The 18,880-nt window shown below is 73.6% G+C and carries 14 protein-coding genes; 7 read left to right on the top strand and 7 right to left on the bottom strand.

Annotation, left to right across the window (positions count from 1 at the left end; genetic code table 11):
- Nucleotides 1-247 precede the first annotated feature (247 nt).
- Nucleotides 248-1,921 carry a PucR family transcriptional regulator gene (locus OG965_RS31100; RefSeq protein WP_371655358.1) on the top strand — a complete coding sequence of 558 codons (1,674 nt, stop codon included), beginning with the start codon at nt 248-250 and terminating at the stop codon, nt 1,919-1,921.
- Between the two features lie 190 nt (nt 1,922-2,111).
- A complete protein-coding gene (locus OG965_RS31095; RefSeq protein ID WP_371655357.1) occupies nt 2,112-2,894 on the top strand; it encodes a hypothetical protein in 783 nt (260 codons plus the stop codon).
- Nucleotides 2,895-3,017: 123 nt separating this feature from the next.
- Here OG965_RS31095 and OG965_RS31090 read toward each other — a convergent pair whose 3' ends face one another.
- Entirely contained in the window at nt 3,018-3,809 is a 792-nt protein-coding gene (locus OG965_RS31090) for a GntR family transcriptional regulator (protein WP_371655356.1), read from the bottom strand.
- A gap of 125 nt (nt 3,810-3,934) precedes the next feature.
- Between OG965_RS31090 and OG965_RS31085 the strand changes: the two genes are divergently transcribed.
- Both OG965_RS31085 and OG965_RS31080 read left to right on the top strand, forming a co-directional pair.
- Entirely contained in the window at nt 3,935-4,771 is an 837-nt protein-coding gene (locus tag OG965_RS31085; RefSeq protein ID WP_371655355.1) for a (2Fe-2S)-binding protein, read from the top strand.
- A gap of 193 nt (nt 4,772-4,964) precedes the next feature.
- The gene (locus tag OG965_RS31080; RefSeq protein ID WP_371655354.1) at nt 4,965-6,029 is read left to right on the top strand and encodes a DUF2637 domain-containing protein; all 1,065 of its coding nucleotides are present in this window, start codon (nt 4,965-4,967) and stop codon (nt 6,027-6,029) included.
- 21 nt (nt 6,030-6,050) lie between these two features.
- Here the strand turns inward: OG965_RS31080 and OG965_RS31075 are convergent, their stop codons facing one another.
- The 4 genes from OG965_RS31075 to OG965_RS31060 form a co-directional block, all read right to left on the bottom strand.
- Nucleotides 6,051-6,509, bottom strand: coding sequence for an ATP-binding protein (locus OG965_RS31075; RefSeq protein WP_371655353.1), 459 nt, complete (start codon nt 6,507-6,509; stop codon nt 6,051-6,053).
- A gap of 376 nt (nt 6,510-6,885) precedes the next feature.
- Nucleotides 6,886-8,628: a pyruvate dehydrogenase gene (locus tag OG965_RS31070; protein WP_371655352.1), complete on the bottom strand. Its 1,743-nt coding sequence runs from the start codon at nt 8,626-8,628 to the stop codon at nt 6,886-6,888.
- Nucleotides 8,629-8,656: 28 nt separating this feature from the next.
- Entirely contained in the window at nt 8,657-10,267 is a 1,611-nt protein-coding gene (locus OG965_RS31065) for a protein phosphatase 2C domain-containing protein (protein ID WP_371655351.1), read from the bottom strand.
- Between the two features lie 157 nt (nt 10,268-10,424).
- A complete protein-coding gene (locus OG965_RS31060) occupies nt 10,425-14,183 on the bottom strand; it encodes a S8 family serine peptidase (protein WP_371655350.1) in 3,759 nt (1,252 codons plus the stop codon).
- A 199-nt stretch (nt 14,184-14,382) separates the two neighbouring features.
- Here OG965_RS31060 and OG965_RS31055 point away from each other — a divergent pair, with 199 nt between their 5' ends.
- From OG965_RS31055 to OG965_RS31045, 3 genes are all read left to right on the top strand, one after another.
- Nucleotides 14,383-15,357, top strand: coding sequence for a helix-turn-helix domain-containing protein (locus tag OG965_RS31055; protein WP_371655349.1), 975 nt, complete (start codon nt 14,383-14,385; stop codon nt 15,355-15,357).
- 93 nt (nt 15,358-15,450) lie between these two features.
- Nucleotides 15,451-15,933: a DUF456 domain-containing protein gene (locus OG965_RS31050; protein ID WP_371655348.1), complete on the top strand. Its 483-nt coding sequence runs from the start codon at nt 15,451-15,453 to the stop codon at nt 15,931-15,933.
- Nucleotides 15,934-16,034: 101 nt separating this feature from the next.
- Entirely contained in the window at nt 16,035-16,406 is a 372-nt protein-coding gene (locus tag OG965_RS31045) for a PPOX class F420-dependent oxidoreductase (RefSeq protein ID WP_371655347.1), read from the top strand.
- A 3-nt stretch (nt 16,407-16,409) separates the two neighbouring features.
- Here the strand turns inward: OG965_RS31045 and OG965_RS31040 are convergent, their stop codons facing one another.
- Nucleotides 16,410-16,865 (bottom strand): MarR family winged helix-turn-helix transcriptional regulator, encoded by a 456-nt coding sequence (locus OG965_RS31040; RefSeq protein WP_371655346.1) that lies wholly within the window; start codon nt 16,863-16,865, stop codon nt 16,410-16,412.
- 33 nt (nt 16,866-16,898) lie between these two features.
- Nucleotides 16,899-18,740: an asparagine synthase (glutamine-hydrolyzing) gene (asnB, locus tag OG965_RS31035; protein ID WP_371655345.1), complete on the bottom strand. Its 1,842-nt coding sequence runs from the start codon at nt 18,738-18,740 to the stop codon at nt 16,899-16,901.
- Between the last annotated feature and the right edge of the window lie 140 nt (nt 18,741-18,880).

Here is an 18,880-nt window from a genome sequence, read left to right as displayed (position 1 = left end):
TTCTTCTCAATCGGGGTCGTTCGCGCGGGTCCCGGGGACGGCCGGCCCTCGGCTATGAAGTCGTTCATGTGCTGTTAACGCTGTGTGGCCCCAGTACACAAGCCTCACTCCGTCGGGTGCAGTCACCGAAACCATGAAGGAGTTGGCTGGTCTCCATCTACGTCTTGTAGATTCGTATGAAAGGCGGTGCTCAGTTACCCCACCGCTTTCCACCGGCAACAACAAGACAGATCGGCGGCGACACGCGATGCGGCTTCGCGCACTTCTGGAGACCGACGCGCTGGGGCTGCGGCTGCTCGGCGGCGAGGACGAGCTGGACCGCACCGTACGCGGTGTGATGACCACTGACCTGCGCGATCCGAGCCGCTATCTCTCCGGCGGCGAGCTGGTCCTCACCGGCCTCGCCTGGCGCCGCGACGCCGACGATTCCGAGCCATTCGTACGGATCCTGGCCGGAGCCGGGGTGGTCGGCCTGGCGGCCGGCGAGGCCGAGCTGGGCGCGATCCCGGATGACCTGATCCGTGCGTGTACACAGCACCGGCTGCCGCTGTTCGCGGTGAACGAGTCGGTCGCCTTCGCCACCATCACCGAGCACGTGGTGCGCCAGGTCTCCGGCGAGCGGGCCGGGGACCTGGCGGCCGTGGTCGACCGGCACCGGCGGCTGATGACGTCCGGCCCGGCGGGCGGCGGCCCCGAGGTCGTCCTGGACCTGCTCGGCTCCGACCTGGACCTGCGGGCCTGGGTGCTCTCCCCCACCGGCCGGCAGATCGCGGGCGCGGGCGAACCGCTCCCCGCGGCCGTCGGCGCCACTCTGGCGGGTGAACACCTCGGCGCGACCCGCACCGGCCGCCGGGGCCCGCACCGGGCCGTGGTCCACGGCACCACGTACTCGCTGTTCCCGATCCGCCACAGCGGGCGCGGGGCCGCCTCGGCCGCCCGTGATGTGCGCGAGACGGTCCTGTCGGACTGGCTGCTCGCCGTGGAGGCGGACGCGGGCGACTGGCCCGCCGCCCGGCTCGACCTGCTCCAGGGCGTCACCCAGCTGATCGCCGTGGAGCGCGACCGCCGCGACGCGGCCCGTACGGTACGCCGCCGGCTCGCCCAGGAGGTCCTGGAGCTGGTGCAGACCGGCGCCGCGCCCGCCGAGATCGCGGCCAGGCTGCGGGTCGCCGCCCCCGTGCTGCTGCCGGGCCTCGGCTCGGCGCCGCACTGGCAGGTGATCGTGGCCCGGGTCGACTGGAGCCAGTCGGCCGCCACCACCGCGGAGATCGCCGGCGGCCCGGTCGCCCAGGCCCTGCTGGAGGAAATACTGGTCGACCCGGCCGTGGCGGGCCCCGACTCCTCGGACCGGATCGCGGTCGCCCACGCGGGCGACGAGGCGATCGCGCTGGTGCCGCTGCCCTCGGTCGGTGAGGGCACGGACGCCGGGCTGCACGCGGACGCGCTGCTCGCCGCCGTCCAGGCGCCGCTCTCGGCGGGCCTCGCCGACGACGGGCGCCTGACACTCGGTGTCAGCGCCGCCGTGCACTCGGCGGAGGGGCTGCGCGGCGCCCTGGAGGAGGCCCGGCACGCCCGCCGGGTCGCCGCCGCCCGTCCGGGCCGGGTCTGCGCGGCCGGCCACCACGAGCTGGCCTCGCACGTCCTGCTGCTGCCGTTCGTCCCGGACGACGTGCGCCGCGCCTTCACGGCCCGGCTGCTCGACCCGCTGCGCGACTACGACCGGCGGCACCGGGCCGAGCTCATCCCGACCCTGGAGGCGTTCCTCGACTGCGACGGCTCCTGGACCCGCTGCGCCACGCGACTGCATCTGCACGTCAACACCTTGCGCTACCGGGTGGGCCGGATCGAGCAACTGACGGGTCGTGATCTTTCGCGCCTGGAGGACAAACTGGACTTCTTCCTGGCCCTGCGGATGAGCTGAGGGGGCGCGCGGACGGCGCGACCAGGCCGGAACGCCCCCTCGACGCGCCGCAATTCGCCGTTTGTGAAGGAATTCACGCGTGGCCCTTGGCCCGGCGTGCCAATCCGTGCTGAGATTCGCCCACGACTCAACAGCTCGGACTCAACGGCTCAATGGCGCGCTCGGGGAGGGCAACGTGGCGTACTCCGCCATGTCTGATTCCGGAACGACTGCAGAGAACGGGGATCCACTCCATCCGCTCCATCCGCTCCAGACCGCGGTATGGCGGCTGCGCTCACGCGGCTGCTGGACGGACGCGGCCGCCCTGCTCGAACCGCACGGCGCCGAGCCCGCCGCGGCGCTCCAGCGGGCCGCGCTGCTCACCGAGCGCTGTCTGTACACCGGCGACGGCTGGGCCGAGGCCGAGGAGGCGCTGCGCGGCGCCGAGGCGGTGGCCGGGGACGACGAGGAGCGCGGCGCGGCCGCGTGCGAGCGCGGCCAGCTCGCGTACGCCTCCACGCTGCTCGGGGTGCGCGACCGCGCCGACGAGGCCCGGTCGGCGCTGGGCCGGGCGGCCGCGCTGATCGCCCCGGCCGCGCGGGGCCGCGCGCTGCTCGACTTCCGGCGGGGCCTGCTCGCCGAGAACGTGGCGGACGCGCCCCAGGCGGCCCGAGCCGCCTACCGCCGCGCCCACGCGGGCGCCACCGCGCACGGCGACACGCTGCTGCTCTCCTTCACCTGGCGCCATCTGGCCGGACTCGCCCTGCGCGACGGGGAGTTGGCGGAGGCGCGGCACGGCTTCGCGGAGTCGCTGCGGATCCGCGAGGAGCTGGGCTACCTGGTCGGCACGGCCCCGGCACTCGCGGCCCTGGCCGACGCCGAACCGGAGCCGGAGGCGGCCCGTCTGCGCACGGAGGCTGCGCGGCTGGTCCGGCTGCTGGGCGGGGTGCCGACGTGGCTGGCGAGCCTGACGCCGTCCCCGGCGGCCACCTGACGCCGACACCGGCGGCAACCTGAGGGGCGCGTGTTTGTCCGCGGGCCGGTGGGGGCTGGTCGCGCAGTTCCCCGCGCCCCTAAAAGTGCGCCCCTTCGGGCCGCCCCAGGATGCCGCGCAGCGCTACAGCGCAGACCCCGTGAAGTGCTCCCGCACCAGGGTCTGGACCACCGTCAAGTCCTGTGCGATCAGCGCGTCCAGCAGCGCCAGGTGTTCCGCCGCGTCCGCGACCAGCTCGCCCTGACGGGCGACCGGCGCGGCCGTCAGTGGCCACTGCGAGCGCCGGTGGAGGTCCTCGGCCACCTGGAGCAGCTGCCGGTTCCCGGCGAGCGCGAGGACCGCGCGGTGGAAGGCGCGGTCCGACTCGGCGTAGCCCGCCCGGTCGCCGACCGCCGCCGCCTGGGTGGTCGCCTCGGCGAGCGGACGCAGCTCGGCCCAGCGGGCGGCGGGCACGGACCGGGCGAGCCGCAGCATCACCGGCACCTCGATCAGGGCGCGCACCTCGGCCAGCTCGGCCAGCTCGCGCGGACCGTGCTCGGTGACCCGGAAGCCCCGGTTCGGGACGACCTCGACGGCGCCCTCGGAGGCCAGGCGCTGCATCGCCTCGCGCACCGGGGTGGCCGAGACGCCGAACCGCTCGCCCAGCACCGGCGCGGAGTACACCTCGCCCGGCACCAGCTCGCCGTCGACCAGCGCGGCCCGCAGCGCCTCCAGGATCTGGCCACGTACGGAATAGCGGCGGACCTGCCGGACCTGGGGCGCGGGCGGCTCACTGTGGGTGTGCTCACCTCGCGCGGCCTCCGGGGCCCGGTCCCGTACGACCGCAAAGGGGTCACCCTCCACCCGGGCCTGTGCGGGCACACGGGGAGACCCGAACGGCGGCACCGCCGTCTCGCGCGCTCTGCCCTGTTCCACCCCAGGCCCTCCTACCGCTCGGTATTCCCCCAGCACCATAGGCGGACAAAGCGACAGTTCAAACATCGCGCGCATCCGCTAAGGTAAGCCTTACCTGCAAACGATCGTGATTCGGTGGTCCCTGGATGGCTGTGTCCACGCTGCTCCCGAGCCCCTTGGCCGCGTCCTACGCGCGCCTCGCCGATGTCTACCCCGGCGTCCGGGTCCACGAGCTCGCGCACGGCGAGCAGGCCCCGGGCTCCCCCGGCTGGGTCGGCGCGGACCAGCTCGCCACCGGCGGCGACGCCCTGGACGCCTTCCTCGGCTGGGACGACGAGCAGGTCCTGCGCGACTACGGACAGCGGGCCCGCCCCGACGTCATCGCCTCCTTCGGCTTCCACCGCTACGCCTGGCCCGCCTGTCTGCTCATCACGGTGCCGTGGTTTCTGCACCGCCGGGTGCCGCGCGTACCCGTCGAGGACGTGTCCTTCCAGCGCACGCTGGGACGGCTGACCGTGCGCGTGCGGGAGTTCGCCTGCCTGCCCGGGGACCCCGCGGCCGCGCTGCCCGGCGCACGGGTCGTCCCGGACGAGGAGGCGCTGCGCGCCGAGGTCCGCGCGGCCGTCGCCGAGCACCTGGGCCCGGTGCTGGACGGCTTCGGCCCCCGGATGCGGCGCGGCAGGCGGGCGCTGTGGGGCATGGCGACCGACGAGGTCGTCGAGGGGCTCTGGTACGTGGCGGCGCTGCTCGGCGAGGAGCGGCGGGCGATGGGCGAGCTGGAGCTGCTGCTGCCGGGCTCGACCAAGCCGTACGTCGGCGCCGCCGGCTTCCGTGAGCTGAGCGGTCCGGCGGGCGAGCCGCTGCCGACCCGCGACCGCGCCAGCTGCTGCCTCTTCTACACCCTGCGCCCCGAGGACACCTGTGTCACCTGTCCGCGTACCTGCGACGCCGACCGGGTGGCCAAGCTGAGTGCCGCGTCCTGAATCCACGCCACTCGTCCGGGTGAGCCGGATTCGAACCCAACTCGGTTCAGCACCACGCCAGTTCGAGCAGATCGCACCTATCCGTATGCCACTGGCCGCCAATGGCGGCCTCTTGCCCCGAAAACCCCTGCGGCCCCGTGCGGCAGGAGCACTATGGCGCCCGGAACGCCTTACGTGATTCAAGGGACACCGCATGCGACTGACCGACATATCTCTGGACTGGCTGCTTCCGGGCGGCGTGATGATCGTGGGGGTCGTCGTGGCGTTGGTCGTCCTGACGCGCGGGAAGCGCTCCGGTGACAGCGCGTCCGGCGAGGACACCTGGGAACGCAGCGAGGAACGCCGCCGCCGGAAGGAAGCCATCTACGGCACCGCCTCCTACGGGCTGCTGTTCTGCTGCGCGGCCGTCGCCGCCGCGCTCTCCTTCCACGGTCTGGTCGGCTTCGGCCGGCAGAACCTCGGCCTCACGGACGGCTGGGAGTACCTCGTCCCGTTCGGCCTCGACGGCGCCGCCATGTTCTGCTCGGTGCTCGCCGTGCGCGAGGCCAGCCACGGCGACGCGGCGCTCGGCTCGCGCCTACTCGTGTGGACGTTCGCGGGCGCGGCCGCCTGGTTCAACTGGGTGCACGCGCCGCGCGGCATGGCCCACGCAGGCGCCCCGCAGTTCTTCGCCGGGATGTCGCTCTCGGCGGCGGTGCTCTTCGACCGCGCGCTGAAGCAGACCCGCGTGGCGGCGCTCCGCGAACAGGGCCTGGTGCCCCGTCCGCTGCCGCAGATCCGGATCGTACGGTGGCTGCGGGCCCCCCGGGAGACGTTCGGCGCCTGGTCGCTGATGCTCCTGGAGGGGGTGCGGACGCTGGACGAGGCGGTCGAGGAGGTGCGCGAGGACCGGCGTGCCAAGGAGCAGAACCGGCTGCGTCGGCGCGAGCAGGAGAAGCTGGAGCGGGCGCATCTGAAGGCGCTCAGCCGGCAGGGCCGGAACCTGGGCCGGGTGCGGCCCGGCGGCCGCCAGATCGACGTCCAGTCGATGGCGACGAGTGCGGGCTCCGGGCAGCCGAAGGCTGTCGCGGAGCCCGCCATAGCAGAGCCGGGACAGCTGCCTCTTCGCAACCGGCCCTCCCTTCAGGCCGTCACGGACGCTGAGTCCCTGACGGCGTCCAGGACCGTCGACCTCACGGCCGAGGACGACACCCAGACGCTTCCGCGCCTGGACCACCTGGAGCGCAAACTCAAGGATCTGGAGCAGCAGTTCGGCTGAGTGCGGACGGCGTCAGAGGCGCTACGCCGTCCCGCTGCCGAGCTCGAACCAGACGACCTTGCCCGCCTCGTGCGCGCGCATGCCCCAGGCGTCCGCGAGCGCCTGCACCAGCAGGAGCCCCCGGCCGTGCGTACCGTCGTCGGCGGACGGTACGTACGGTCCGGGCAGCATCGGGGTGAAGTCGTGCACCTCGACACGGAGTCCGGCCGGAGCGAGCGTGGCCGTCACCACCGCCCCCTGGTCCGTGTGTATGAGCGCGTTGGTCACCAGCTCGCAGGTGAGCAGTTCGGCCACGTCGACCGGCCCCGTGTGCTTCCAGTGCCCCAGCAACTCCCGCAGCGCGCGCCGCACTTCCGGCACCGCCGTGAGGTCGGACCGCCCCACCCTGCGCCGCAGCTGCCCATGGAGCACCGCACGCGCACCCGTCCCGCGGAACGCCCCGGTCGTTTCCGGCCCGCCCCCTCCCTGACGCTCAGTCATAGCCCCCACCCGCACGTCGTCACGTCCCTTTCCGTCTCGAACACCCTCACGGGATGCATGCCCCAGCGACCCCCCGTCACGCATGGTGATTCCGCAACGACCGACGGAATTCACGGCGGGAGCGGTTCCACGGCTCGCGGCACCGGCTGCGGGGTGATCGCGGGCGAGGAGGGCACTCCATGGCAGCGCCCCTTACCCACAGGTGAGTCACAGGGTGGAGAGGGCCACCGGCCCGGGATTCTCGCGTGCCCAGCCGGACGCGCCTGCGGTTGCGCCCGCCTTGCGGCCACCCGGCCGGGAGACGCACTGACCACGGAGGATCACCCCATCGCCAGACGACGGGGTGGACATCTGCCTTACGGCTCCCTGAACGGCCTTACGGGCGAGGCACGTTGCGCAGGTTGGAACGGGCCATCTGGAGCATCCGGCCGACCCCGCCGTCCAGCACGATCTTGCTCGCGGAGAGCGCGAACCCGGTCACCATCTCGGCGCTGATCCTCGGCGGGATGGAGAGCGCGTTGGGGTCGGTGACCACGTCGACCAGGGCGGGCCCCTTGTGCTTGAAGGCGTCCTTGAGGGCGCCCGCGAGCTGCTTGGGCTTCTCGACGCGCACGCCGTACGCACCGGCCGCGCGGGCGATCGCCGCGAAGTCCGGGTTGTGGTTGCTCGTCCCGTACGACGGCAGCCCGGCCACCAGCATCTCCAGCTCCACCATGCCGAGCGAGGAGTTGTTGAAGAGGACGATCTTCACCGGCAGGTCGTACTGGACCAGGGTCAGGAAGTCGCCCATCAGCATGGTGAACCCGCCGTCGCCGGACATCGAGATCACCTGGCGGCGCCGGTCGGTGAACTGGGCGCCGATCGCCTGCGGAAGGGCGTTCGCCATCGAGCCGTGGCTGAACGAGCCGATGATCCGGCGCCTGCCGTTGGGCGAGATGTAGCGGGCGGCCCAGACGTTGCACATGCCGGTGTCGACGGTGAACACCGCGTCGTCGTCGGCGAGTTCGTCGAGTACGGAGGCCACGTACTCGGGGTGGATCGGCACGTGCTTCTCCACCTTGCGGGTGTACGCCTTGACGACGCCCTCCAGCGCGTCGGCGTGCTTCTTCAGCATCTTGTCGAGGAAGCGGCGGTCGGTCTTGGCCTTCACCCGCGGGGTCAGACAGCGCAGTGTCTCCTTGGCGTCGCCCCACACGGCCAGATCGAGCTGGGAGCGCCGCCCGAGGTGCTCGGGGCGCACGTCGATCTGCACGATCTTGACGTCGTCCGGCAGGAACGCGTTGTACGGGAAGTCCGTGCCGATGAGGATCAGCAGGTCGCACTCGTGGGTCGCCTCGTAGGCGGCGCCGTAGCCGAGCAGCCCGCTCATGCCGACGTCGTACGGGTTGTCGTACTGGATCCACTCCTTGCCGCGCAGCGCGTGCCCGACCGGGGCCTTGACGCGCTCGGCGAACTCCATCACCTCGGCGTGGGCGCCCGCGGTGCCGCTGCCGCAGAACAGGGTGACCCGTTTGGCCTCGTCCACCAGCCGGGCGAGCTTCTCGATCTCCGCGTCGCCGGGGCGCACCGACGGCAGCGCGGTGACCAGCGCGTGCTCGACGGCCTTGTCGGGGGCGGGCTCGGAGGCCACGTCGCCGGGGAGCGCGACCACGCTGACGCCGCCCCGGCCGATCGCGTGCTGGATGGCCGTCTGGAGCAGCCGGGGCATCTGCTTCGGGCTGGAGATGAGCTCGCAGTAGTGCGAGCACTCGCGGAAGAGCTGGTCGGGGTGGGTCTCCTGGAAGTAGCCCAGGCCGATCTCGGACGAGGGGATGTGGGAGGCGAGGGCGAGGACAGGGGCCATCGAGCGGTGGGCGTCGTAGAGGCCGTTGATCAGATGGAGGTTGCCCGGGCCGCAGGATCCGGCGCACGCCGCGAGGGTGCCGGTGAGCTGGGCCTCGGCGCCGGCCGCGAAGGCGGCGACCTCCTCGTGGCGGACCTGGATCCAGTCGATGGCACGGTTGCGGCGGATGGCGTCGACGACGGGGTTGAGGCTGTCGCCGACGACGCCGTACATCCGCCGCACCCCGGCGCGGGCGAGGATGTCCACGAACTGCTCTGCCACGTTCTGTCTGGCCATGGCTCCCATTCATCCACGGGCCGCCGCGTCACGCCTCCCAGACGGCGACCGCCGTACGGTCGTCGGCGTACCCCTTCACTCTCAGTTGGACGTCCGCGAGGAACGCGGCGAGCCCCGGCGGCTCGCCCCCGGCCCACCGCTCGGCCAGCTCCTTCGCGAGCGCGGGCTCGCCCCGCAGCGGCTCGGCGAGCCCGCCGCTGCACAGCAGCAGGGTGTCGCCCGGTCGGGCGACCGAGGCACGGAAGCGGAACGGTTCGGCCGGCGGGGGCGGCGGGTCGATGTAGGGACGGGCGGGCTCCACGGTCTGCAGGTCCATGGTGAGCCGGTCGCCCTCCGGGGTCTCGGAGGGCGGCGAGCCGAACCCGACGACGGGCTCGCCGCTGACCTCGCCCGGCTCGGGCGGGGCGGGCTCGATGTCCTGCCAGACGCCCGCGCGCAGCCGGAACAGGCCGCCGGGACCGACCCCGAAGAAGACCCGGGTACGGCAGCCGGGGTCGGCGGAGAGCAGCAGGCAGCGCAGGCCCGCCGTGTACTCCTCGGGCTCCGCGCCGAGCTCGGCGGCGCGGGCGCGCAGCCTGCCGTAGCTGCGGTCGGTGAGCCGGTGCAGCCCGGACTTGAGGTCGCCCCGGCGCCCGGCCCTGATGTCGTCGGCGAGCCGGGCGTGGCTGCGCCCGATGGCGCCGCCGATCCAGCGGCAGGCGTCGGCGGCGGCGAGGTGCGCGCCCTCGAAGGCCCGCATACCGCTGGCGACGGCCACCAGGACCAGCGCGTCCTCGCCGTTCCCGAACCGGGCGGTGAGCAGGGCGTCGCGTCGGGGCTCGCCCCGGTAGCGGGCCGAGTCGCCGCGTACGGAGGCGGCGCGCAGCACGTACGCCCCGTACCGGGCGCCGTCGAGGACCGTGTCCGCGACGAGTTCGTCCAGGCCGTCGGGGAGCGCGTTCGCCAGCGCGGTGGGCTCGGCGTCATAGGTGGGCGGCCGGTCCCCCACATGGCCGACATACGGCCGGGGCGAGGGGGGCGGCGGCGGTTCGGGGGCCGCTCGGGGCGGGGCGGTGACGGGGGCGGGTGGGTCGGGTGGGGCCGGTGGCGGCTGGGCGGGCCGGGGTTCCGGCGGCACGGCCGCTGGCGGCTGCGGTGGGGGCGCGAGAACGGCCGGTTCGTACCCGGGCGGCGGCGGGGCCAACGGCGGAAGGGAGTCGGCGGGCTCCCACCACCCGGACGTGCGGCCGGAGCCGGGCGGCGCCGCGGCGCCGAGCGGCCGCCAGGGGGCCCGGGGCAGGATCCCCCCGGGGGCGGGCGGCCGCGGCGCACCCGGCAGGTCCTCGGGTTCGAGCGGCACGTCCATGGGATCACCCCGTACGTCCATGGGCTCGGCCCGTGCGTCGACGGGCTCGGCCGGGTCCGCAGGATCGATTCGGTCCTGCTGCGCCGACTGCTCCGGCACGCGCGGTGCGTACTGCGGCGGCAGCGGCCCGGACCGGGGGTCCGGCACGGGCGGACTCACCGCCTCCGCAACGGACTTGAAGCGGTCGTCGAGGGTGTCGCCCGCGGCTGCGGGTGAGTTGTCCGGGGCGGGCTCGTCGTACAGGCGAGTCCACCAGTCGTCGTCCGAGGTGCGCCTCTCCCCCTGCTGACTCATGCCCTTATTGTCCACCGCGAGAGCCGTACGAAAACGGTGGAACGGGTAAAAGTGGTCAGCACACAAATCCGCACCCCGTACGCGGACACGAGCAGACGTGCCTTCGCCGGGCGGCCCTTCCCCCCACAGGCAGGGCCGCCCGGCGAAGCGTCGGTGACTAGCGCACGTCGTACGCGCGCGTCACGGTCTGGGTGACGGAACTGCCGTGGGCGTCCGTCAGTTCGGCCTTCAGGGTGACCTGCTTGCCGGCCGCGCCGGCGTGGTCGACCAGGGCCGACCAGGAGTCGCCCCGGTGGGTGACCGCGGCCTCGGTCCAGGTGGCGCCGTCGTCGTACGAGTACGACAGGCGGGCCGAGGTGAGAGCCGCCGGGGTGTACCCCGCGTGGCCCGTCACCGAGAGGCCGATCCGCTGTCCGTTCGCCGCCGGGAGGGTCTTGAGGCCGTCCTCCGGCAGGGAGTAGCGCGGGAAGAGGATGCCGAGGCCCTGCGAGTAGACGTGTCCGTCGAGCTTCGAGCGGAACCTCCACACCGTCTGGACGCTCGTGGACCGCTGCCAGACCTTCGCCGGGCCGCCGATCTTCTCGATGCGCTGCTCCAGCTCGTACGCGCTGTCCTGGGCCGGGACTTCGAAGACCCCGAACGGCCAGCCGCTCTCGCCGATCGGCTCGCCGTCGCGGCGCAGGGCCAGGTTGCCGATGTCGCCGAACGAGCCCGGTTGTGCGTAGTGCCCGCTGTCGCCCCACATCGCGGCGGCGAAGCCGATCAGGTTGCCCTGCCGTTCGGCGGCGAGGACCTCCCTGCCCTCGGTGTCGCGCGGGGCGACCGGGGCGACGACCCCGTCGTACCAGCTCTCCCGGCGGGTGGCGCCCGCCGTGTAGGTGCGGCGCTGGTCCGTCATCGCCTCGCCGAACGGGAAGCTGGAGAAGGTGAGGTGGTCCCAGGCGGTGTCGCCGGGCGAGTAGTACTCGGTGCGGGTGCCCGGCGCCGGGACGAGGTCGATGGTGCCGGAGAAGACGCCCGCGCCGGAGGGGCGGTAGGCGGCGGTGCTGTCGATGTAGTCGGTGGCGACCCCCATCGCCCGGTAGGTCGACTCGGCCTTGCCGAGGCGGCTGTCGCGGACCCGGTAGGTGCGGTCGGAGCCGACCGCGGCGGACTCGGGGAAGGCGAGGTTGTAGACGTACGGGCTCTTCGCCGTGGCCTTCCAGCGCAGCCGTACCTCGCCCGCGCCCAGCTTGGCCAGCAGGGCCGACGCCTCGCCCGAATCGACTGCCAGGACCGGGAGTTCGGGCCCGGTGAAGCCGCCCGCCGGGACCCAGCGGGCCGGGGAGGAGCGGTACGCGAGGACGGCCACGGCTCCGGCCGCCTCGGCGTCGTGGGCGACCTGGCCGACGGACGTGCTGGTGTCCGGGATCCGTACGAGCGCGATCGCGCCCCGCGCCCCGGCGGCCTTGAGCTCCTCGGGCGTCCCGGATCCGGCGTCGACCAGGCGGGCCCCGCCGGTGCCGTCGAGGTTGGTGGAGCCGGTGCCCGCGGTGACCGGGTGGAGCACGGTGCCGTCGGCGGTGCGCAGCTCGGAGACGAGCGGCGCGTAGGCCCGCCAGTAGCTGCCGAACTCGAACGTGCCGTCGTGGGCGCGGCCTTCGACCGAGGCGTAGTAGCCCTTGATCGAGGAGCCGCCGGCGGCGGTTCCGGCGTGCAGCCAGTAGCCGTCCCAGGCGCGGGAGAAGGCGAGGGTGGTGGCGCGGGCCTCGCTGGGCCGGTCGGTCGCGATGCTCAGCCGGTGGGCCTTGCGGGCGTCGAGGACGACCGTGGTGTCCTTCGTCAACTCCAGCTGCGGGCGCCCGAGATAGGACAGCGAGTCGTTCAGCGTCGCGCCCTGACCCGCGTCCGGTGTGGCGACGAAGGAGGAGAGGAAGTACGAGCCGGGGCGCAGGGTGTAGATCTGGTCGGCGGCGCCCTCGTTGAAGCGGCGCTCGCCGGTGGCGTCGTCGATGCCGATCACGTCGAGCGAGGACGGGCCGCTCGCGGGCCTGCCGAGCCGGTCGACGACCTTGACCCGCAGGGTGAGGGTGCGCGGCTGGACGTAGAGCGAGAACGGGGTGGAGACGCTGACGCCGTCGGCGGTGGCCAGCACCCGGCCGGTGACGTCGCCGTACTGGCTCCGCTCCAGATGGGCTGCCGGGTCGAGCCGCAGCGGGACCTTGACGGTGGCCCCGGCCGGGACGGTGACCGTGCGCCGGGCGAGCGAGGCGACCGAGGAGCGCACGCGCGAGCCGTCGTTGCCGGTGACGCCCTGGACGGCGAGGGAGAGCGTGACGGGCTTGTCGGCGGTGTTGGTGTACGGGACGTCGACGCTGGTGCGGTCGCCGCTGTCCTGCGGCCAGTTGAAGGTGCCGCCCTGGACGGCGGGGGCGCCGAGCACGGTGGCGTCGATCGCCGCCTTCACGTCGAGGCGGCCGCCGCCGGTCTCGCGGACGTCACCGGGGATGTCCGCCTTCGCGGAGGAGACGAGCGCGGCCTTGATCTGCCGCGCGCTCCAGTCGGGGTGGCGCTGCTTGACGATCGCCGCGGCGCCCGCGACGTGCGGGGTGGCCATCGACGTACCGCTCATGGACTGGTACGCGTAGACGCCGCGCCCGCCCGCGTTGGCGGCGGATATGCCCACGCCCGGGGCGGTTATCTCCGGCTTGAGGGTGTGCGAGACGGGGGCCGGGCCGCGGCTGGAGAAGTACGCGGTGGAGTCGTCGCGGTCGACGGCGCCGACGGTGAGGACGCTGGGGGCGCAGCCGGGCGAGGAGACGGTGTTCTGGCGGGGGCCCGAGTTCCCGGCCGCGACCACGAACAACGTGCCCTTGGTCTGCGCCAGTTGCTCGGCGGCGGTGCTCATCGGGTCGGTGCAGTCGGTGGGTTCGGGGCTGCCGAGGCTCATCGAGACGACGTCGGCCTGATTGTCGACGGCCCACTGCATTCCGGCGATGATCCACGACTCGGCGCCCGAGCCGCTGTCATTGAGGACCTTCCCGGCGAGCAGGGCGGTGCCGGGGGCGACGCCCTTCTTCCTGCCGTCACTGGCCGCGCCGGAGCCGCCGACGGTGGAGGTGGTGTGGGTGCCGTGGCCCTGGTGGTCGTCGGTGCTGTCGGAGTCGGTGAAGTTCTTCGCGGCGGCGATCCGGCCCTTGAGGTCGGGGTGTTCGGCGTCGACGCCGGTGTCGAGGACGGCGACCTTGGTGCCCTTGCCGTCGTATCCGGCGGCCCAGGCGAGGTCCGCGCGGACCTGCTTGGTCGACTTGTCGAGGTTCGCCTCGACCTTCCGGTCCAGCCAGAGCTTCTTCAGGGAGTTCGCGGCGCGCGAGCGGGGTGCGGTGACGTCCGCCCAGAAGTCGGCGGCCTTCGCCTTGTCGGCCTTGAGGGCGACGCCGTCGACGGCGGGCAGGGCGGGGCCCCGGGTGGCGCCGCGCGGGGCGAGGGAGCGGGCGCCGGCCGGGTCGTAGACGGCGATCAGCGGCAGGGTCTTGGAGTGCGCGTCGTCGTAGCCCTGGCGGATCAGGCCGGAGACGTTGAAGAGCTGCTCGTCCGCGCGGTGGGCGGCGAGGGCGGCGACGGCGCCTTCCGGGTAGACGTACAGGTCGTCGCCCGAGCGGCGGGTCTGCACCAGTGCGGTGGTGCCGTCCTCGCGGGGCAGCGCGGTGGCGGCGACGGCCTTCCCGGCGGCGTCGCGGGCGACCAGGACGCGGTCGCCGGTGACCAGGGTGACGGTGACCGGTCGCCCCTGCTGCCGGGCGGCGGCCTCGCCGCCGGTGATCGGTCTCTTCGCGGTCGCTGCGGCCGGTGGTGCGGCCACGGACGGCGAGAGGGCGGTGACGGCGAGGACGGCGGCGGTCGCCACCCCCAGTACCGTGCGCGATATCGGACGCATCGCTCTCCCCAGGTGAATCCGGAACAAAACACTCCGCGCGCAAAGCGCACAAATGCCTTGTTGCCGACGGCTGTTGGTACTGCGGTTGCGCCACCTTGGCAGAGCGACGGAAGGTGCGGGGATGATGTTGTGAGGCGGGTTTGCGCCGTGGCCGTTTCCCGCCACGCGTGGACAGCGGACGCGAGAGGGGCGGACGAGGGTGCTGGGAGCGATAGGCCTGGACGAGATGCAGGAGTCGGCGTACCGGACGCTGGTGGCGCTGGGCGCGGCCGAGGTCGCGGACCTGGCGCACCGGCTCGCGCTGCCCGAGCCCGACACGGAACGGGCGCTGCGGCGGCTGGAGCGCCAGGGCCTGGCCGCCCAGTCCTCGGCCCGGACCGGGCGATGGGTGGCGGCCCCGCCCGGCGTCGCACTCGGCGCCCTGCTCACCCAGCAGCGCCACGAGCTGGAGCAGGCGGAGCTGGCGGCCGCGCTGCTCGCCGAGGAGTACCGGGCCGAGGCCGCCGAGCCCGCCGTGCACGATCTGGTGGAGGTGGTGACCGGCGCGTCCGCCGTCGCCCACCGCTTCCACCAGCTCCAGCTCGGCGCGGCCGAGGAGGTGTGCGCGCTGGTCACCGGCAATCCGATCGCGGTGACCGGCATGGACAACGAGTCCGAGGAACGGGCCGCGACCCGGGGCGTCGCCTACCGGGTGGTCATCGAGCGCGAGGTGCTCGCCCTGCCCGCCGGGATCGTCGAGGTCACGGCGGCGCTCGGCCGCGACGAGCAGGTCCGCACGGTCGAGCGGGTGCCCACGAAGCTGATGGTGGCCGACCGCAGCCTGGCGATGGTGCCGCTGACCGGCCGGGACGCGGAGCCCGCCGCCCTGGTGGTGCACGCCAGCGGCCTCCTGGAGTCCCTGATGGGCCTCTTCGAGGCGGTGTGGCGGGACGCGCTGCCGCTGCGGCTCGCGGGCACGGCGGTACGGGAGGAGTCGTCCGGCCCCGACGCCACGGACCTGGAGGTCCTGTCGCTGCTGCTGGCCGGGATGACCGACGCGAGCGTGGCCAAACAGCTCGACCTGGGGCTGCGGACCGTACAGCGCCGGGTGAAGGGCCTGATGGAGCTGACCGGCGTCACCACGCGGCTCCAGCTGGGGTGGCACGCGTACGAGCGCGGCTGGGTGGCCCGGTAGCGGGCGGACGGCGGGGGCGGGATCCGGCCGGATGCGGGGCCGGGGGCCGGGCCCGGACCTGCGGAAACGCCCCGGTTACTGCACGCTGGGCAGGTGGGCGTGTGGCAGCTCTTGGTGATGGGCCTGGTGATGCTCCTCGGGCTGCTCGGCGTGCTGGTGCCCGGGGTGCCCGGGCAGGCGATCGTCTGGGCCGCCGTGGCGTGGTGGGCCCTCACCGACACCACCGGCACGGCCTGGGCGGTCCTGGCCGGGGCGACGGGCCTGCTCCTGCTCGCCCAGTCCCTCAAGCTGGTGCTGCCGCCCCGGCGTCTGAAGGCGGCCGGCGCGCCCCGGCGCTCCTTGCTGACCGGCGGCGTCGCGGCGATCCTCGGCTTCTTCCTGCTCCCGGTGGTCGGCGCGATCGTGGGGTTCCTGGGCGGCCTGTACGGGGCGGAGCGGATGCGCCTCGGCAGCCACGGGGCGGGCTGGACGTCGGCCCGCACGGTGCTGCGGTCCGGCGGGTACTCGATCCTGGTGGAGCTGTTCGCGTGTCTGCTGGTGGTGGGCGTGTGGGCGGGCGTGGTGATCTGGGCCTGAGCCGGTGGGCCGGGGCCGGTGGGGACGTAGGTCGCGCGGCCCGGGCGCACTGGTCCCCGGAGCCGATGACCTTCGGCGGGTACGCGTGTGAGGCTGGGGCCATGGACGAATTCAGCGCGGCCGAGCGCGCGTATCTGAAGTCCCAGCGGCTGGGACGACTGGCGACCGTCGACCCCAAGGGCCAGCCGCAGGCGAACCCGGTCGGGTTCTTCCCGCAGGACGACGGCACGATCCTGATCGGCGGGTACGCGCTCGGCACCACGAAGAAGTGGCGCAACCTGCTGGCGAATCCGCGGCTCTCGCTGGTCGTGGACGACGTGGTGAGCGTACGGCCCTGGCGGGTACGGGGCGTGGAGATCCGGGGCGAGGCCGAACTGCTCACCGGGCCGCACGAGTTGGGGCCGCACTTCAGCGAGGAGCTGATCCGGATCCGCCCGGGGAAGATCCACAGCTGGGGGCTGGACGACGCGTGACCGCTACGCCCGGCTCGCCGGGTCGGAGCCGTCGTGGGCCGCCTCGGCGAGGCGGCGCAGCAGCGGGCCGAGCGCGACGACCGCTCGGGCCTCCTCGGCGCCGAGCGCGCCCAGGCGCCAGGCCAGCACCTCGGCCTCGGCGCGGGCGGCGTCCACCAGGGCGCGGGCGCCCTGTTCGGTGAGGACGATCCGGGCGGCCCGGCCGTCCGTGGGGTCGCTCTCGCGCAGCACCAGCCCCGTCGCCTCCAGGCCCGCGACGGCCGAGGTGGCGGTCGGCTGGGAGCACGGCACCCGGGCCGCGAGCTCGCCGATGCGGGCGGGCCCGCTCTCGGCGAGCATCGAGAGCACCACTATCTGGGTGGGCTGGATCCCGTCGGCCGGGGCGGCCCGGCGCAGACTGCGCAGCAACCGGTGGAGCGAGATGACCAGTTGCAGCGCCGCATCGTCGTCGATGATCATCGCCCGTCCGCCGCCCCCCGCACCGAATTCAGGTCAGGCGAGTGTAATCCCCGGCGCGTACATGTCGAACCAGACGGCGAGGTCGAGGGCGTTCTCAAGGCCGCTGCGGGAGGCCTGCGTGGTCTGCGGGGCCGCCTCGCGCACGGCGGCCAACAGGCTTCCTGGGTCGACGAGTTGGAAGACGGGGTGGCCGGTGCGCGCCAGCAGGTCCTTGCCGTGCTCCTGGAGGGCGACGGCGTACTTCGGGTCCTGCGTCGAGGGGTACGGGCTCTTCACCCGGTCGTAGACCGACCTGGGCAGCACGTCCGCCGCGGCCTCCCGCAGCAGGCTCTTCTCACGCCCGTCGAAGGACTTCAGCGCCCAGGGCGCGTTGTACACGTACTCGACGAGCCGGTGGTCGCAGAACGGCACCCGCACCTCAAGACCCACGGCCATACTGGCGCGGTCCTTGCGGTCGAGCAGCATCCGGACGAACCGTGTCAGGTGCAGATGGCTCATCACCCGCATCCGGTACTCCAACCCGCTCTCGCCGTCGAGGCGTTCGACCCCGGCGGCGGCCGTGTCGTAGCTGTCCCGGGTGAAGGTGGGCAGGTCGAGGGCGGCGGTGACCTCGGGGCGCAGCAGGGAGGTGCCGTCGCCGAAGTCCTCGTCGTGGTGGACGAGCCACGGGAAGGTGCGGGCGGTGCGGGCCCGTTCGTCGAAGAACTGCCGGTAGCCGCCGAAGACCTCGTCGGCGGACTCGCCGGAGAGCGCGACCGTCGAGTGCTCGCGCACCGCCTGGAAGAGCAGGTGCAGCGAGGTGTCCAGGTCGCCGAGGCCGGTGGGCAGGTCGCGGGCGCGGACCACCCGGGCGCGCAGCTCCGGGTCGGCCAGGGCGTGCGAGTCGAGGACGATGTCCTGGTGCCGGGTCCCGGCGCCACGGGCCACGTCGTGGGCGTACGGGCTGTCGGGGGTGGGGCGCAGGGCGTCGGCCACGAAGTTCTCGGTCCGGCCGGCGAAGTCCACCGAGAAGCTGCGGACCGCCTCGCCCTCGGCAGCGAGACGGCGGGCGGCGAGCGCGGTCAGCGCGGAGGAGTCGAGCCCGCCGGAGAGCAGGACGCAGCGCGGCACGTCCGCGACGAGCTGGCGGCCGACGATGTCGTCGAGCAGGCCCCGCACCCGGGCGACCGTGTCCGCGCGGCCGTCCTCGTGCGGCCGGGTCCGCAGCGACCAGTAGACGTGTCGGCGCGGACCGCCCCGGTCGACGGTGACGACGGTGCCCGGCTCGACCTCCCGCATGCCGTCCCAGACGGCCTGGCCGGGCGTCCTGACATTGACGAACAGCTCGCGCAGACCGTCGGCCCCGACCGAGCGGCGGGCCAGCGGGTTGGCGAGGATCGCCTTGGGCTCGGAGCCGAAGAGCACGCCGTCGGCGGTCTCGTAGTAGTAGAACGGCTTGATGCCCATCCGGTCGCGGATCATCACCAGTCGCCGCTTCGGCTCGTCCCAGACGGCGAACGCGTACATGCCGTTGAGCCGGTCCGCGACGGCCTCGCCCCACTCCAGATAGCCGCGCAGCACGACCTCGGTGTCGGACTCGGTGGTGAACCGGTGGCCGCGGGCGGCCAGTTCGGCGCGTAACTCGGTGAAGTTGTACGTCTCCCCCGAGTAGACCAGGACGACGCTGCCCTCGTCGGTACGGGCGGTCATGGGCTGGCGGCCGCCCGGCAGGTCGATGATCGCGAGCCTGCGGTGGCCGAGGGCGGCGGGGCCGGAGATCCAGGTGCCGCGGTCGTCGGGGCCCCGGCAGTCCATCGTCTCGGTCATCGCGTCGACGGTGTCCCGCTCGGTCCGCAGGTCGCGGTCGAAGGAGATCCAGCCGGTGATGCCACACATGGGGTTCCTCCCGCTCTCCGGCCGGGCGGGGACACCGGCCGATTCAGATGTATCCAGCATCTATATTTCGATCGTGTGCCATCGCCCCCGGGCGCGTCAACACGGCCGCCACCGGGGCGGCTTGGGAACGTCGTATTCCG

The sequence above is a fragment of the Streptomyces sp. NBC_00224 genome, from assembly GCF_041435195.1.
In the GTDB taxonomy this organism is placed as follows: Bacteria; Actinomycetota; Actinomycetes; order Streptomycetales; family Streptomycetaceae; genus Streptomyces.
The sequence above is the reverse complement of the archived record's forward strand: the minus strand, read 5'-3'. Positions and strand labels throughout refer to the sequence as shown.

Excerpts from the sequence above, each read along its gene's own strand:
- OG965_RS31100 (WP_371655358.1), top strand. The coding sequence starts at position 248 with ATGCGGCTTCGCGCACTTCTGGAGACCGACGCGCTGGGGCTGCGGCTG.
- OG965_RS31095 (WP_371655357.1), top strand. The coding sequence starts at position 2,112 with ATGTCTGATTCCGGAACGACTGCAGAGAACGGGGATCCACTCCATCCG.
- OG965_RS31085 (WP_371655355.1), top strand. The coding sequence starts at position 3,935 with ATGGCTGTGTCCACGCTGCTCCCGAGCCCCTTGGCCGCGTCCTACGCG.
- OG965_RS31080 (WP_371655354.1), top strand. The coding sequence starts at position 4,965 with ATGCGACTGACCGACATATCTCTGGACTGGCTGCTTCCGGGCGGCGTG.
- OG965_RS31075 (WP_371655353.1), bottom strand. The coding sequence starts at position 6,509 with ATGACTGAGCGTCAGGGAGGGGGCGGGCCGGAAACGACCGGGGCGTTC.
- OG965_RS31070 (WP_371655352.1), bottom strand. The coding sequence starts at position 8,628 with ATGGCCAGACAGAACGTGGCAGAGCAGTTCGTGGACATCCTCGCCCGC.
- OG965_RS31065 (WP_371655351.1), bottom strand. The coding sequence starts at position 10,267 with ATGAGTCAGCAGGGGGAGAGGCGCACCTCGGACGACGACTGGTGGACT.
- OG965_RS31060 (WP_371655350.1), bottom strand. The coding sequence starts at position 14,183 with ATGCGTCCGATATCGCGCACGGTACTGGGGGTGGCGACCGCCGCCGTC.
- OG965_RS31045 (WP_371655347.1), top strand. The coding sequence starts at position 16,035 with ATGGACGAATTCAGCGCGGCCGAGCGCGCGTATCTGAAGTCCCAGCGG.
- OG965_RS31040 (WP_371655346.1), bottom strand. The coding sequence starts at position 16,865 with ATGATCATCGACGACGATGCGGCGCTGCAACTGGTCATCTCGCTCCAC.
- asnB (WP_371655345.1), bottom strand. The coding sequence starts at position 18,740 with ATGTGTGGCATCACCGGCTGGATCTCCTTCGACCGCGACCTGCGGACC.